This is a genomic window from Vreelandella arctica (genome assembly GCF_037070215.1).
GTDB classification, from domain to species: Bacteria; Pseudomonadota; Gammaproteobacteria; order Pseudomonadales; family Halomonadaceae; genus Vreelandella; species Vreelandella arctica.
This window is the reverse complement of record NZ_JBANSN010000003.1, coordinates 38,742-55,025: the sequence shown is the minus strand read 5'-3', so window position 1 is coordinate 55,025 and position 16,284 is coordinate 38,742. Positions and strand designations below refer to the sequence as shown.

Annotated in this window: 12 protein-coding genes and 1 tRNA gene; 8 read left to right on the top strand and 5 right to left on the bottom strand. The window is 53.3% G+C overall.

All coding sequences use genetic code 11. The features are described 5' to 3' along the window. Positions 1 to 37: 37 nt before the first annotated feature. From minE to minC, 3 genes are all read right to left on the bottom strand, one after another. A complete protein-coding gene (gene minE, locus V8L70_RS03305; protein WP_008958737.1) occupies positions 38 to 295 on the bottom strand; it encodes a cell division topological specificity factor MinE in 258 nt (85 codons plus the stop codon). Continuing rightward, the gene (minD, locus tag V8L70_RS03300; protein WP_008958738.1) at positions 292 to 1,110 is read right to left on the bottom strand and encodes a septum site-determining protein MinD; all 819 of its coding nucleotides are present in this window, start codon (positions 1,108 to 1,110) and stop codon (positions 292 to 294) included. The genes minE and minD overlap by 4 nt, the downstream gene beginning before the upstream one ends. 158 nt (positions 1,111 to 1,268) lie before the next feature. Beyond that, a complete protein-coding gene (minC, locus tag V8L70_RS03295; protein ID WP_336268845.1) occupies positions 1,269 to 2,018 on the bottom strand; it encodes a septum site-determining protein MinC in 750 nt (249 codons plus the stop codon). Positions 2,019 to 2,212: 194 nt separating this feature from the next. On the opposite strand from minC, the gene V8L70_RS03290 reads away from it, so the two are divergent. Then, positions 2,213 to 5,029, top strand: a complete 2,817-nt coding sequence (locus V8L70_RS03290; protein WP_336268844.1) for a DUF349 domain-containing protein — start codon at positions 2,213 to 2,215, stop codon at positions 5,027 to 5,029. A 100-nt stretch (positions 5,030 to 5,129) separates the two neighbouring features. On the opposite strand, the gene phbB is transcribed toward V8L70_RS03290, so the two are convergent. Then, positions 5,130 to 5,876: an acetoacetyl-CoA reductase gene (gene phbB / locus V8L70_RS03285; protein ID WP_336268843.1), complete on the bottom strand. Its 747-nt coding sequence runs from the start codon at positions 5,874 to 5,876 to the stop codon at positions 5,130 to 5,132. Between the two features lie 271 nt (positions 5,877 to 6,147). On the opposite strand from phbB, the gene V8L70_RS03280 reads away from it, so the two are divergent. Beyond that, positions 6,148 to 6,224 (top strand) — tRNA-Met (locus tag V8L70_RS03280). Between the two features lie 175 nt (positions 6,225 to 6,399). On the opposite strand, the gene V8L70_RS03275 is transcribed toward V8L70_RS03280, so the two are convergent. Further along, positions 6,400 to 6,666 carry a helix-turn-helix domain-containing protein gene (locus V8L70_RS03275; RefSeq protein ID WP_431313211.1) on the bottom strand — a complete coding sequence of 89 codons (267 nt, stop codon included), beginning with the start codon at positions 6,664 to 6,666 and terminating at the stop codon, positions 6,400 to 6,402. Between the two features lie 97 nt (positions 6,667 to 6,763). Here V8L70_RS03275 and V8L70_RS03270 point away from each other — a divergent pair, with 97 nt between their 5' ends. From V8L70_RS03270 to V8L70_RS03245, 6 genes are all read left to right on the top strand, one after another. Then, the gene (locus V8L70_RS03270; RefSeq protein WP_027957726.1) at positions 6,764 to 7,003 is read left to right on the top strand and encodes a hypothetical protein; all 240 of its coding nucleotides are present in this window, start codon (positions 6,764 to 6,766) and stop codon (positions 7,001 to 7,003) included. After that, entirely contained in the window at positions 6,996 to 8,234 is a 1,239-nt protein-coding gene (locus tag V8L70_RS03265; RefSeq protein ID WP_027957725.1) for a tyrosine-type recombinase/integrase, read from the top strand. The genes V8L70_RS03270 and V8L70_RS03265 overlap by 8 nt, the downstream gene beginning before the upstream one ends. After that, a complete protein-coding gene (locus V8L70_RS03260; RefSeq protein ID WP_027957724.1) occupies positions 8,221 to 9,177 on the top strand; it encodes a TraI domain-containing protein in 957 nt (318 codons plus the stop codon). Before V8L70_RS03265 ends, V8L70_RS03260 begins: the two co-directional genes overlap by 14 nt. A gap of 1,783 nt (positions 9,178 to 10,960) precedes the next feature. Continuing rightward, complete coding sequence (locus V8L70_RS03255) at positions 10,961 to 12,991, top strand: hydantoinase/oxoprolinase family protein (protein WP_035537756.1); 2,031 nt, start codon at positions 10,961 to 10,963, stop codon at positions 12,989 to 12,991. A gap of 16 nt (positions 12,992 to 13,007) precedes the next feature. Next, on the top strand, positions 13,008 to 14,768 hold the full coding sequence (locus V8L70_RS03250; RefSeq protein ID WP_027957721.1) for a hydantoinase B/oxoprolinase family protein: 1,761 nt from the start codon (positions 13,008 to 13,010) through the stop codon (positions 14,766 to 14,768). 109 nt (positions 14,769 to 14,877) lie between these two features. Further along, complete coding sequence (locus V8L70_RS03245; protein ID WP_027957720.1) at positions 14,878 to 16,281, top strand: NAD(P)/FAD-dependent oxidoreductase; 1,404 nt, start codon at positions 14,878 to 14,880, stop codon at positions 16,279 to 16,281. The last annotated feature ends 3 nt before the right edge of the window (positions 16,282 to 16,284 follow it).

The following is a 16,284-nucleotide window of genomic DNA, read 5'->3' as shown; positions in this document are numbered from 1 at the left end:
AGCACACCCGCTACCCCTTTCGCCGCGTCTTACGCTCTTAAGATCCGCTCTTGGGAAGCGTAACGTTTAGCTCCAGCACGGAGCAGTTGTCTTCGCTATCCAATGAAATCTGAATGGCATCGTCATCTACATGCACGTAACGGCGAATTACTTCAAGCAGTTCGCGCTCAAGCAGCGGCATATAGTCGGGCTGACCGCGCTGGCTACGCTGATGCGCCACAATAATTTGCAAACGTTCTTTGGCTACCGAGGCGGATTTCCTGCGCTCACGCTTCAAGAACTCCAGCAGTTTCATCGACGACCTCCCCCGAACATGCGGCTCAGCAGGCTTTTACGTTGCATTTCGTGGAAACGCAGCGGCATGTCTTCACCGAGCAGGCGAGATACGGTGTCGCTATAGGCTTGGCCCGCGTCACTCGCGATATCGTGAGTAACTGGTACGCCCTGGTTGGAAGCACGCAGTACGGCTTCTGACTCAGGAATCAAGCCCAACAGGTTGATCGCCAGTATTTCACGGATATCGTCCAGCGTCAGCATGTCGCCGGAGGTAACGCGTTCCGGGTTATAACGGGTAACCAGCAGGTGCTCCTTGATAGGGTCTTCGCCCTGCTCCGCACGCCGGGTTTTAGAGGCAAGCAGCCCTAAAATACGGTCAGAATCGCGCACTGACGATACTTCAGGGTTGGTAACCACGATGGCTTCATCGGCAAAATACATCGCCAACTGAGCACCACGCTCAATACCGGCGGGTGAATCGCAAAGAATGTAATCGAAGTCTTCTTTCAACTTCTCGAGAATTTCCGCGACGCCTTCCTGGGTCAGGGCATCTTTATCGCGGGTTTGAGAAGCCGGCAAAATAAACAAATTTTCGACGCGTTTATCACGAATCAGCGCTTGATTAAGCCCCGCTTCGCCTTGAATCACGTTGACTAAGTCATATACCACACGCCGTTCACAGCCCATGATGAGATCAAGATTACGCAGACCTACATCAAAATCGATGACGACGGTTTTTTTACCGCGCAGCGCAAGCCCTGTGGAAATTGCCGCCGCACTGGTGGTTTTGCCGACCCCTCCTTTACCAGAGGTCACTACAATTATCTTGGCCAAGAGTCACTTCCTTCTTGAAGTCGTTCTTCGCGAGCGCGAGTCATTATGCCGCTCTGCGCATAACGGGAACGTCAATGTCATCAACAAGCCATACTGTAACGGATAGCGTCTTCGGCGTCGCTAGTCATGAAACACCAACGCAGCCTCATACCAATACATTAGCCTAATGGCTTAATTTCAAGCTGTTCTTTTGTAAAGTGAACTTCTGTGGGGCGCCCCAGAAGCTGTGCATCAATATCTTCCGAACGTTTGTAATTGCCTGCCACTGACAGCAACTCGGCTTCCAGCTCACGGCAGTAAATACCCGCCTGGGTGTTGCCATGGATACCTGCGAGAGCACGGCCACGCAGCGCGCCGTAAACATGAATACTGCCTGCTGCAAGCACTTCTGCCCCCGCATTTACCGCCCCAATCACGACCAAATCCCCTTCAGAAGCACTAACCTGCTGCCCCGAGCGAACGGTACCACGGTATAGGCGAGTGGCAAGTGCCGGAGCGTCTACGTCGCTTATGGGAGCCTCTTCACGGCTGTCTTCCTGCACGGGAGAGCTATTAACGCTTTCGAGCACCCGCGGACGCCCCTCTTCGACCGGCGGGAACCAACCCAACCCCAGCGCCCAGGCCGACTGGCGCACAGGCTCAGCGCCACCGCGCACTGCTACCGGCAATAGCTTATGGTCGCGGCACACGGCACAAATACGCTCAAGGGCTAAGTGCGGTTCATCTAGCTTTTCCACGCTGAGCACAACCGGTGTATGCTGAAAGAAAGCAGGCGATTGGGAAAGTTTGCCAGCCAACTGCTGCCGGATTCGTTCCGGGTCAGCGCTACTTAGCTCCATGACGGTCATCGGCAGCATGCCGCCTTTGAAGGTAAAGGCCACTGCGGCACTATCCACGTTAAGGCTCATGGCCGAACTCCCTGTCATGTTCAGATAAGATAAAGGTAGCGTACTATCACGCATTGTGGTCTAGAAAATAGTCGCTTACCACACCATGCTTATTACAAGATAGTAAGGCCAAGCTAAGCGACAGCGCCGGCGACTGCAACCGCCGCATTGCTGACTAACGATTTTTTTCACGCTACGCACCAGCAGGATGATCCATGCACGGACTGTTAAGACGCCTGTTCGCACCTCGGTGGCAGCATCCCGACCCCGAAGTACGTCGTCAGGCCCTCCAGCGACTCGACCCTGAACAATCAGAACAGCGCCAGGCGCTGCAGTCGCTCTCTCAAGATCCCGATAGCCAGATACGCCTTGCTGCGCTGCTGGCGTTGGATGACTGCGCAGGCTTAGTCGATGCTTATCCGCATCATCAGCAAAATGAAGCCTGGTTCAATGCGGTTTGCCAACGGCTAAGCGGGCGTGAAGGCCATACCGACCTGCAGCAGCGTCAAGCGCTGGTTGAGCTTGTTGAAGAGCCGCGAGCGTTAAACGCGGTGGCCTTACAGGCCGACAATCTAACATTACGCTTAATGGCATTGAGCAAGCTTACTGATGAGAACGACCTGATACATCAGGCCTGCCATAACGGCGTGGCCGCGGTTCGTCACCAGGCTGCTGAGCGCATTGAGGATGAAGAGGGACTCAAACGCTTATTGAAAGAAGCACGCCGTGACCGCCAAGTGGTTCGTTTAGCGCGGGAACGCCTTAACCGCTTACGTAGCGATGCGCAGTGGCTAGAAGCTGAAGCACAGCAGCGTGAAACACTGCTTAGCCAACTGGAACAGCATGCCCGCGCACCGTGGGAGCCGCTTTACGGCGGCCGTTTCCGGCATCTTGAACGGCAATGGGAACAACTCACTCAACCACCAACCGTTGAGCAGGAGCAGCGTTTTCACCAAGCGCTGCTCAATTGCCGCAAAACACTGCACGATCATGAGACTCAAGAGCAGGCTCGCCAACAGAGCGCAGAGCGCCGCGACGAAGCCGAAAACACGCGCGAACAGTTACTTGAAGGGATTGAAGAAACCCTCGACGGCCTACGTCACGCCTCTGCCATGACCGTACAGGACATAGACAGCCTGCGCGCTCAGCGCCAGCTACTCGGCCAGCGCTGGCAAACGCTTTCCGATATGCATCCGCCGAGCGACACTATACGCCAGCGTTATACGGTAGCGATTCAACACTACGATCAATGCCTGGAAGCTTGGCAACGCTGGTGCGTGGTTAGCGCCAATATGGAAACAGCGCTGGCTAATGGTGACCACGCCACCTTGGCGGCACAGGTTAGCGAGTGCCAATGGCCCGACACGTTAACGCCCCCCGCGCTATTGGATCGGGCCCATGCGGTACTTAGCGACGAAACTACCGCCCCATCGCCTCCGGCGGAAGATCAAGCCACACTCACGACCTATGCGGGCGAACTCGATTCCTTTGAGCGCTTGCTAGAGCGTGGCGCCTTCAAAAGCGCCAGCCGCCTACACCAGCGGCTTAAACCTCGTATTGAAGAGCTAGAAAGCGCTGCCGCTCAACCGCTCAAAACTCGCTTGAAGCACTTAGCAGCACGGCTAGCGGAGTTACGCGATTGGCGTGGGTTTGTCGCCGGACCAAAGCGTGAGCAGCTATGTGCCAGCATTGAAGCGTTAGCCAACGACCTTCACATGGCAGAAGAAGCGCTTGACCGTCACCATCGTCAGTTGGTTAAAGAGTGGAAATCACTAGGTGATGCAGCGGCCAACCGCGAACAGTCCGCTCGTTTTCGCAGCGCCTCGGACCGTATTCATGAGCGTCTCGCTCCTTGGCGGGATCAGCTTAGCAAAGAGCGTGAGACCAACCTTCAAGCCCGCGAAGCGCTATGCGATCAACTTGAAAGCTTGCTGGCCCAGCCGGCTGAAAACGCCGACCCCGATGTCCTTCGGCAAATTCGCGACAAGGCACGCCACCAATGGCGTCACTACAGCCCGGTACCCCGTGACCGCTCAGAAGCCGTTGGTCGCCGCTTTGGCACTATTCGTCATCAGCTACAGGCGCTAATTGATCAGCGTGCCGACACGATCGCCTCACAGAAACGGGAGCTGATCAATCAGGTGTCCGCGCTGCGCAGTGATGACAGCCAGCCTTTGGCACAACGCATTCACCACACCAAACAGCTACAAGAGCAGTGGCGAGCGCTCGGGCGAGCCCCAAAAGGCGAAGAGCAAACGTTGTGGCAAACCTTTCGACATGAGTGTGACCAGCTTTTTGCCCAGCGCGATGCGCATAAAAATGAGCAAGCGGCACGCCAACAACAGCAGCTTGATGAGATGCAAGCGCTCATCAATCAAATGGATAGCTGGCAGCCCATTGAGGCCAGCGAAGCCGCCACATTGGATAACTTTCTAAACCAGGCCAACCAGCTCGAGCCGCTGCCACGCAATCGTCGCAGCGAAGGCATGCAGCGACGCATGAGCGGCATTGTGCGGGCGCGACGCGAACGCTTAAATCGTCTCGCCGTCGCCAGTACGATTCAGCAGTGGCACGCCATTATGCCGCTAGTGAATGCTCACTTGGCCGCCGACCAGAGCTACCTTGGCGAGGGAACACCCACCGAGGTGGACGCGCAAGCGGCACTCAGCTCCCCCCTTCCTCCCGCCTTTAAAGAAGCACACACCACCCGCAATCAGCAGCGCCATCGTGTAGCGGTGCCATTATCTGATAATGACTATGCCAAGCTGGCGGAGTCTCTCGCCCGATTGAGGGTACATCTCTCTATGTTGGCCATTGGTAGCGTCCGGCAAAGCGATGAGCCGCTGCGACTAGCCATCCAGGTAGAACGCTTGAACGAGGCTTTCAGCCAGGAGCGCAGTCGTGATGAAGAAGTCACCGACATTCTAGCCGCGCTTTTGGCACTGGGACCGATGCCTGCCGCACTATGGGATGAAGAAGTAGAAGAGTTGGATAACCTGCTAAGCCGCTTGGCAAGAGTTCCCCTGCCTTAACAAATGACGAACACATCAATAACAACGGGAGGCTGAGCGCCTCCCGTTTGCGTTCTCCTCTGAGTCAAGGAGCTAGTGTTTATCAGCCAGTGGCGAACCCCTAGCCCATAAACTGACCACCGTTGATATCAATGTTAGCACCGGTAATAAACCCTGATTCCTTGTCGGCTAAGAAAGTGACCAAGCGGCCAATCTCTTCTGGCGTGCCATAGCGCTTCACTGGGATTGTTTCCCGAATGGCTTCGCGCACTTTTTCGGGAATATTCATGATCATATCGGTAGCGATATAACCAGGCGATACCGTGTTAACCGTGATCCCTTTGGTCGCCGTTTCCTGCGCCAGCGACATGGTCAAGCCGTGCATACCGGCTTTCGCCGCCGCGTAGTTCACCTGACCAAACTGCCCCTTACGGCCATTGATGGATGAAATATTGATGATCCGGCCATAACCACTTTCAAGCATCATCTCAATGACACTACGGCAGGTATTAAAAACACTGTTGAGGTTGGTATCGAGCACTTCGTACCACTGCTCGTAAGACATTTTCTTCATGGTGCCATCACGGGTAATACCCGCACAGTTCACTAGCACACTGATGGGGCCGTACTTATCATGAATTTCACGGGCACCTTCCAGGCAAGCATTATGGTCAGAAAGGTCGACGCCGGACAATTCGATATTGTTATAGCCGTCAGCACGCTGCGTTTCTAGCCAGGTTTTGGCCTTATCGGGGTTGCGGTAACCCGCAACAACCAAATATCCCGCATCTGCCAACGAACGACAAATTGCCGTACCGATACCACCAGTTCCACCAGTTACCCAGGCGACGGGGGCTTGATTGGTCATTGACTACCTCCCTGAAATGACAAATGGCTTGGGTCTAAAAGTATATGGGTTGTGTCACAAGCCATTGTGAATAAGCGCGGTTGCGCCTGTATTACCCTAGTGCATTACTGGCTTGAGCAAGGCACCAACGTAAGCTTTTTGTTATGGCTATCTAAAGCATAGCTGCACTCCTCTCATGTTGCAGCAGGATGCTCGCTACTGCCATAAGCCGAACGTGTTAATCCCCTTATTGACTTCATGAGAAATCTCTGTAGAATACGCCACACGTTGATGCGGGGTGGAGCAGTCTGGTAGCTCGTCGGGCTCATAACCCGAAGGTCATCGGTTCAAATCCGGTCCCCGCTACCAATATTTTGAAAGGCAGATCAGTTACTTACTGATCTGCCTTTTTTGTTTTTATTTGCTGGCTAACTTCCTGTGACATATCTGTGACGTATATGTGACACATTGGCTTTTTTCTCTCCCTCAGAAATTTTTTCCTACGACCTTAAGGCAACCGACTGTCTTATCGCTTTGTGATTGTTTATTTTCCCCGATCGTCATCAAATTCGAGCAAATCCCCTACCCCACAGTTAAATAATTTGCATAACTTATCCAGCGCGTCCAACTCAATGCGCTGAGCTGTTTCTTTGTAAAGCAGCGTGATGGTGTTGCGGTTCAAACCTGTTTCACGCGCCACATCAACGATCTTCATTTTGTGCTCGCCCATCAAGCGCGCAAGATGACAACGAACCATCAAAACCTCCTGTAAATGCTTTTTGTCATCCTGAATGGCAAAAAACGCTTGCAAATGGTTTTTTGCTGCCTAAAATGCCATTCAGGGTGACATTCTGATATTTGGAATGCCTTTTAGTCACGCAGAATACCACTCCTTTTGGAGGCTTTCGATGGAATCATCTTATACCTATCTCACGACCGAAGAGCTTGCCCAGCGCATCAAGTACGACTGCCGTACTATCCGACAGCAGCTAAAAGACAGCGTCCTTATCGAGGGCACCCACTACATCAAGCCATTTGGCCGACGGAAAATTTTGTTCTTATGGGAAGCCGTTGAAAAAGAAATGCTGAAAGCCGCTCATGGCACTATTTCCATTCCGATGGCAAATGGAGGCTATAGCCATGGGTAAGGTTCGCCAACGAAAAGAGACGGGTAAGCTCTATCTGGATTTTTTCTACCAAGGCCTACGGTTGCGTGAACAAACCGCACTGAAAGACACGCCTACTAACAGAAAAAAGGTGGAGCAATTACTGGCAAAGGTAGAAGCAAAGATTTTGCTAGATGATCTCGACTATGCCGAGTTTTTCCCTGGCAGTAAAAATTTGCAGAAGTTGGGGTTAAATAACACCGCTAAAAACCAAACTCTTCAATCTGCCCAGATCGAGAACACTCTACCGGCTGTGGAGACACCACTCTTCAATGATTTTTCTGATCAGTGGTTCGACGAGAGCAAAATCCAGTGGCGTGCTTCCCACGTCCGCAATGTGAGTTCGATCTTGGATAGCTCGTTGAAGCCAGCGTTTGGGAAAAAACACATCGGAGATATCACCAAGGCGGACATCCTGGCGTTCCGCACCAAACTAGCCAAGCGCAAGGGCCGTGGGGCCACGGGGCTGGTATCGCCTAAAACGATCAACAGCCATATGTCCATTTTGCGTATGGTGCTCGATGAGGCGGCCGAGCGTTTCGATTTCGAGACGCCTTACAAAAACATCAAACCCTTAAAGCTACAGAAGACGCACATCGAGCCCTTCTCGCTCCATGAAGTCCACCGCATCATTGATAACGTGCGCCCCGACTATCGCAACTACTACACGGTGCGCTTTTTTACCGGTATGCGTACCGGTGAGATAGATGGATTGAAGTGGAAAAATGTCGATTTCGCTAAACGAGAAATCTTGGTGCGCGAAACATTGATCAATGGCGAAACGGAATACACCAAGACTGATGGCTCACAGCGTGAAATCCCCATGTTTGGGCAGGTATACGACGCTTTAAAAACGCAGTACGCCGCAACTGGGCGTATGAGCCAGTACGTGTTCTGCAATCAACTGGGGCAGCCGCTTGATCACAACAACGTGACGAAACGCGTGTGGTATCCCCTACTACGGTCACTGGGGATGACCAAACGCCGCCCGTACCAAACGCGCCATACTGCCGCGACGCTGTTTCTAGCCTCGGGTGAGAACCCAGAGTGGGTAGCGCGCATGTTAGGCCACAGTTCAACCGAGATGCTGTTTAAGGTCTATTCGCGCTATGTGCCTAATGCCACGCGTATGGACGGCTCAGCCTTCGAGCGTTTATTAGGCAATGCCACATCCACCAAGCCCGAGAAGGAGCACCGCCATGAAACTGCCTAATCAACAAGCTCCAGCACACCTGTCTCGCACTTTTACGGGCACTTATCGCCTTACGGGGCGCGTGGTGGAGTTCGACAATGCAAAAACGCCTTTTCTAAAGCTTCGGCTAAGCGACTGCGAAGGTGATCGTATCGCAATGCTGAATTTGGCCAAGACACACGTACCTGAGCGCATTGGCCATTTGGATTTTGTTACTGCATCAGGAGTAAAGTGCTTATCAGGCCAATTCCTACTTGATGAGTTCCGCAAGGCGACCCGTGAGGAAGTCCACTCACTGGACACGCTACAATCGCTACCACGTGTGTACGCCCCCGCACCAGCGGTGTTCGATCAATTAGTGAAGACCGTACAGTCGCTGCAATCGGAGCACTTACGCAGTTTTTTAACACGGGTATTGGAACGTAAGGACCGTATCGAGGCGTTTCTGAATGCACCCGCCAGCGTGACCTACCACCACGCCTATCCAGGTGGGCTGCTAGAGCATTCGCTGAACGTCGCGAATAATGCTGTTGCCATGCTGCGCTTAAATGAGCCAGCTATGCCGCGCCTGATGCAGGAAACGTGCTTTGTAGCGGGGCTGTTGCACGATATTGGTAAGACGTATACCTACGACTCGAAAGGCAAGCCTAACGCGGCGTGGAAGCTCTGTAGCCACGATGCGTTTACGCTAGAAGCGTGTGCCTATGGCCTTGCCTATTTAGACCAACATGAGCCTGATATTGCGATGACCTTACGCCATATCTGGACATGCGCTTCCCCGGGGGCGCGTTATGGCCAGCCAGCCGCCATGACACTGGCTCGCTACATTCGTGATGCAGATGGGCAAAGCGCCATGACAGATAACCAACAACGTGCGTTTCGTAGCAAAAGCCAGTGGGGCTTTAGCCGGATTGGGCAAAACGTTTTCTGGCGGCCAGAGACACCTATGTTGCAGGCACAATAGCGCTAGAGAGTAGAAGCATTAGCCTGCCGCCGACGCTAACGCGTGGCGGCTTTTATTTATCAGCAAAAGAAGTAGGCTCATATAGAGCGACATCAGTTGCACCGATCATCATTCTTTGAAGGCAGCATCCCTTTCAACTACACAGCATTTACCCACTCAGGCATCAAGCAGCCTGACTGAAACCCAAGCGCTTTAAACCTATGCGCCTACAGTTGAAATTACTAGTAACTCATACAGCTTTGCCAAACCCAACGCACAGTGGGGTTGGCAATGTACCCGACCTGAGCCCTTCTTGCTGTCGGGAAGCCTGCACCTATGGGCTGGCGTATTTGGATAAGCACGCGCCTGACCTTGCCATCATGCTGCGGCATGTTTGGACATGCGCCTCTCCGGGTGCGCGCTACGGTCAGAAAGCCGCCATAACACTCGCTCGCTATATCCGTGATGCCGACGGGCAAAGTGCAATGGCCGATAACCAAAAGCGGGCATTTCGTACCAAAAGCCACTGGGGCTTTAGCCGGCTTGGTCAGAACCTTTTTTTGGCAGCCTCAGCTAGCCCATTCGTTAACGCCGTAACGTCGGCACCTTGTAAAAACCGTCAGTTCACGATTCGGCATACTCTGCTGTTATGTGCGATCGACCCGTGTGCCGTTCAATCATGAAATTATCTATCAACTTCAGAATAATTGGCTATTTTAACAATAGAAGCTGTGGCTTTGACTCGGCAGCCGTTTTCCACTGGGCTAGAGTCCGCAGCAAAACGCTGAGGTTGACTGTCCTTGTGTCTTTTTTGTGGCTATTAAAGACCACTCCCTCTTCTAGCCATGAGCACGCTTCAGCATAAAAAGAGGTAAATAGCGCCATGCAAAGTCTAGATATCCGCCCCCCCTGCTCGTAGCTACCCTGCTGGTTAGCTCTGTCGCTTACAGTAACGAAAAACCGCAATCGTAATGAGGCATGTATGCAGCAAGCCTTTAGCACTCTCGATATGGTCACCTGCATATCAAACGAATATGAGCGTCAGGATCAGAGGCTCAATGAAAACGTGCTGGGGAGAACGCACATTTCTATGACCCGCAAGCACGGCAATTCAAGTGGATCTTAGCGCATTCGCTATCCTGAGGAGGTGATGCCTTCCCCTCAGGGGGTAGCTCGCCCCTTTTCTTTATCACGAAGGCGAGCATGATGACCCAACCCCGGCTCCGGCACTTCGAGGAGGCCGCGGGCCTATCGACAAATGCGGTTCGGCAGCCCGCTGAACCTCTGGCTGTCCAATCAGCGAAATCAGGAGCTCGGCCGGGGCAATCGACAGTGCTAGTGAACATTCCTAGCAACTGACGCTGAGTCTCAAGGGCCGGATATCAAAGATTATGGCCACTAAAGTGGCTTCAGCATATAGGTGTCTCGGAGCTACTGGCAGATTGCCGCGTCGTTGACCTCGACCAGCGAGATGCTAGTGATCTGCTGAGCCCCTTGATGGTTCAGATGCTTGGATTACGCACCTAATTGTACTGAATAGAATATTACCCGGCATGACAATGGGTAAGCCTATCGACCCGAACCATTAGCAAGGAGCTATGGGGCGGTCACAAATAGAAGTAGAAAAAATTAGTTCAAACAAATAATTGTTCGAAGAGATAGAAGTTCTATGTGTTGGTGTTTAGTAAGAATGCATGAAAAATAAATTCAAATTCCTATTTTCGTGCAATTCCCTCGAGAGGGTGCCATGGAGCTATCCTGCCAAGGCACCCGACAATAAACAGATGAATGCGAGGAGCTTACAATGTGGAGAGTAGGAATAGACGTAGGTGGTACGTTTACAGACTTGTTTGCATGGGAGGAAAGAACTGGTAAGCAAGTTTCCGCCAAAGTACTTACAACAAAGCAAGATCGTTCGATCGCCGTTCTGGAATCGATTGAAAAAGCTGGAATCGATATCTCTGATATCTCGTATCTCATGCATGGTACGACAACGGCAACCAACGCGTTGATCGAGCGCAGCTACCCGAATGCGGCCCTCATCACTACCGAAGGTTTTCGCGATACCATAGAAATCGGTCGACAGCATCGCCAGCACCTCTACGATCCTTACCAGACGAAACCCAAGCCGATAATCAACCGCCGGTATCGCTTTACTGTTCCCGAGCGAACCAATGTCCACGGTGAGAGTGAACGTCCCCTGGATGTTACCGCAGCACGTGAGGTGGCAGAAAAGGTCAAGGCCGCGAAGATCCAGTCTGTCGCCATCGGCTTCATCAACTCCTACGCAAGCGGAAAGCATGAAGAGCAGATGCGCGATATCTTACGCGAATGCTGCCCGGATATACATATTGTGCTGTCCTCCGAGACTCGACCTATATTCCGCGAGCATGGTCGTTTCGTCACCACTGCGGTGCGTGCTGCTTGCATGCCAGTGATGGTTAAGTACATGGACGACCTGGAGAACCGACTGAGCCAGAACGGTTTCTCCGGGAAACTTCTGATTCTGAAGAGCAGCGGTGGTGTGATGTCGGCGGATGCGGCGCGGCAACACCCAGAGGATATGCTGGAGTCCGGTCCGGCAGGAGGCGTGGCCTATGCAGGCTATCTGACTGAGAAAGTCGGGTTTGAGCGTATTCTGCACACCGATGTCGGTGGCACCAGCTTCGATGTCTCCATCGTAGAGCATGGCAAGGGACTAATCACTCGTGATCATGAGCTGGAGTGGGAAGTTCCAATTGTAGTTCCTATGCTGGATATCCATAGCGTTGGCTCGGGCGGCGGCTCGATCGGCTGGGTCGATGCGGGTGGCTCGCTCCGTGTCGGACCGAAAAGCGCCGGTTCGGAGCCGGGTCCCGTCTGCTATGGCAGGGGCGGGACTCAGCCCACCATCACCGATGCTAATTTGCTATTGGGGCGTCTGGATCCAACGTTGAATGGAAAGATAAATCTTGATGTAAAAGCCTCTCAAATGGCTATGGAGAAACTTGCCGGCGAGATCGGCTTGCCCACGCTAGCCACCGCTGAGGGTATGATCCGTATCGGTTGTGAATACATGGCTCAGGCGGTCAAAAAGGTGTTGGTAGCCCGCGGCCGAGATCCGCGTGATTTTGTCTATACCAGTTTCGGAGGTGCTGGTGCACTGGCGGCATGTTTTGTCGCCAAGTCGATGAATATTCCGAAGGTAATTGTGCCGCCTCATGCCGGTGTCGCCTCGGCCTTCGGGGCAACCGTTATGGATCTGAGGCAGGATGTTGAGCATTTCTATTATGCGCCAGTGAAGGATGCTGACTTAGAAAAAGTCAACACAATCCTGAATGAGCTTGAAACCAAGGCCCGGAAAGAGCTTATCCACCAGGGCTTCTCCAACGACGCTGAGATAGAAATTATCCGCAGTGCACAGATGCGCTATGTAGGTCAATCCTACGAGGTTGACACTCCACTGCCCAATGGGACGTTAAACGCAGATAACTTGCCTGATATCGAGAAGGCTTTCCATGGCGTCCACATGCAGGAGTTCGGCGTAAGTTCGGATGATTTCGCCCCAGCCTTTGTTTCTTTCAGCATCACCGCGATCGGTCAAATGGACAATCCTCCTCCGGTCGAAATGCAATGCTCAGAAGATGACCAGTCGGCCATCAAGGGACAACGCGATGTCTATTTCGATGGGGCATGGATCAACTGCAACGTCTATAAAGGTGAGTCGTTGACTACTCATCATCGCATCGAAGGTCCAGCAATCATCGAATACGATCATGCCTGCACGGTCCTACCGCCTCATACACATGCCCGTGTCAACACCATGGGTGCGTTGGTCATCGACATCCAAATCTAAAAGGGGACGAAAAGATATGAGTCAATACAATGATATCAACATTGACCCGATCACGTTTGAGGTGATGCGCAGCGTCTTTGAGTTTGCCTCCGATCGGATGGCGACAGTACTTCAGCGGTCGTCTTTCTCTCCGATTTTGGCGGACATGCTGGATTTTTCAAACGCAATCTATGACGCCGATCTACAACTGCTCAGCCAGGCTGCCAACTGCCCGGTCCACCTTGCTGCAATGAAATTCTCGGCCGAGGAGGCATTGAAAGGAATCGGGCAGGAAAATGTGTATGAGGGTGACGTATTGGTGCTGAACGATCCCTATCGGGGCGGCACCCATATCAACGACATCACCTTCATCAAGCCAATCTTCTACAAGAAGCAACTGATCGGCTATGGCGTAAGTCGCGGCCACTGGATGGATTTGGGTGGCGGTGGTGCTGGTGGTCAGGCCTTTAGCACCCATATAGCGGCAGAGGGGCTTCGCTTGCCGCCGTTGAAAATCTATACCGGCGGTAAGTTGAATGAGGATCTTCTCGCTATCATCCTCAACAATTCACGCACGCCACATTTCATCAAGGGTGATGTGCAGGCCCATCTCGGCGCATTGTTGGCAGCCGAGCATGAGCTGCAACGCGCCTGCAATCGCTATGGTGTCGATATCGTCAGCGCTGCGATGAAGAAGATCCAGTCTTATACGGACAAGATGGTGCGAGATAGTATCCGCACTATCCCGAACGGAGTCTATGAGGCCGAGGACTACGCTGATACCGATGGCATTACCCAGAATCGGGTCAAAGTCAAGGTAAGGCTGGAGATTGAGGATACTTCGATCAAGGTCGACTTTACTGGCACTGATCCAATCTGCCAAGGCGCGATCAACTCTCCTAAGGCCAACACCATATCGGCAGCGCTCTATTCGTTGCAGTTTTTCCTGGCACCGGATGCACCTCAGAACCAAGGCTTGTTCAACCCAATCGAGGTGATCTTGCCTGAAGGCTGCTGGCTGAACGCGACATGGCCTGCGCCAACCATCGGCTGCACGACGCTAACGGCAGGCAAGGTCACCAGCGCGATTTGGCAGGCCCTGGCCAAAGCTATCCCAGAACGGGTCACAGGGTCGACCGGCGCTGATGCCAACTGGTTTGTCGCTAGTTGCGTGGATGCCGGAGGCAGGACTGACGTGTTCTCGGACCTGCCGGCCGGTGGCTGGGGTGGTACACCCTATTCAGATGGCATGAACGTTACCATGGACCCATTGGGGAACTGTATGAATATGGCGGCGGAAACCGCCGAGCTGTTCTTCCCAATTGCATATGAAGCTTTCGAGTTGCGTCAAGATTCGGCCGGCGCTGGTCAGTATCGTGGTGGCCTCGGCTCTGTCTTCAAAGTGCGATTCTTAGGCGGCGGTGAGCTTGGCATGGAGACCTCACGCACTCTGGCAGGTAGCCCTGGTGCAGCAGGTGGCCTTGCCAGCGCCGTACAAAGGTCCAGCCATATCCGCAGTGACGGTACAACAGAAGTAATCGGTGGCATCGACGATGACGGCAACTGGCATAACCCTTTGCTTGCCTCGCACAAGTTCGGCCCCGGTGAGACCTTTATGTTCGAAAGCACCGGTGGTGGAGGTTGGGGGAACCCCAATAGGCGCTTGGTTGAGGACGTGTTGGAAGATGTCATCGACGAGTACATCAGTATCGATGCAGCCAAGCAGCTTTACGGCGTAGTTATTGATCCCTCCACTCTGAAGGTCGACGAGGCTGCGACTGCCGCGCTACGTGGCTGAGGCCTCTTCACGACAATGATCAGTGGCGCGGCAATAACCGTCGCGCCACTTGCAGATGCTTTGTGTTATGGCCGAAGTCACCGGCTTGCACGAACGACAGGGAAGAATCATGAAATTCCGTACTTCAAAGCCTCTCAAGCGCAGCTACTGGCAGGAATCTGTGGCGCCTTCTGATTTGTGTCCACCATTAACTGGCGAAAAATACGCAGATGTTGCCATCATTGGCGGCGGCTATGTAGGGTTGTGGACTGCGATAACCATCAAGCAGCACGAGCCTGATTGCCGAGTAGTGATCCTCGAGCAGGACATCTGCGGCGGCGGAGCGTCGGGCCGTAATGGCGGCTTCGTCATGACCTGGTGGCCGAAGATCGCCTCTATATTGTCCTTCTGCAGCAGTGAGGAAGCACTGTTCCTGGGGCGCCGCACGGAACAATCTATTGCTGAGCTTGGAGAGTTCTGCCGAGAGCATGCAATCGATGCGCATTTCGAGCAGAAGGGCTGGCTGTGGACCGCCACCACCCCTGCTCATCTAGATTCATGGAACAGCACATTACATGCTTGCGAAAAGCTGGGTGTTCAGCCGTTCCAGCGGCTTTCCACTGGCGAGGTGCGTCGCCGTACAGGATCGCCCGTGCATTTGGGGGGGGTCTTTGAAGCTTCTGGTGCCACCGTACAGCCTTATGCATTAATTCAAGGCATGCGTCGCGTGGCAATGGAGGCAGGCGTTATCATCCACGAACATTCAGCCGTGGAGCGCATACAGTCTGATCAACACTCTCAACTCATTACCCCAAACGGCACGCTGACGGCGAATAAAGTGGTGCTCGCGACCAACGCATGGTCGGCGTCAGTTCCCGAGCTTGCGTGCTTGTTCACTCCGGTCAACAGTTCAATGGTAGTTACGCGGCCGCTTGGCTCGCAGTTCCAAGACATCGGCTGGACGGGCGGCGAATCAATCACTGATTCACAGTTGCTGGTCGACTACTACCGCACCACACATGACGGGCGCATTGCCTTTGGCAAGGGGACGGGGGCTATCGCATATCGTTCGGAAATCAACGGCACTTTCAGCGAGGATGCAGATAGCATCGCGCAAACCTGCTCAGATTTATTCGCGACATATCCGATGCTCGCGCGGGATGCTATCTCTCATAACTGGTCAGGGCCTATCGATCGTACTTATGACAGTTTGCCCGTGTTTGGCTCACTGCGCCGCCAGCCCAACATTTTTTATGGAATAGGCTGGAGCGGCAATGGTGTTGGCCCCAGTCGTTTGGGCGGGCACATCCTTGCCAGTCTGGCACTCGGTCGTGACGATGAATGGAGCCGTTCTTCTCTTATCAGAAGGAAGTGCAAAGCTTTCCCACCCGAGCCCTTCCGTTATTTGGGTGGAAAAATGGTACGCGGTGCCGTCATTCGCAAGGAAAAGGCAGAATTGCAGGGACAGACAGCTGCTGTATTCGACCGACTGCTTGCACAGCTAGCCCCGTCCGGCCTCGAAGATAAACCTTGAGAG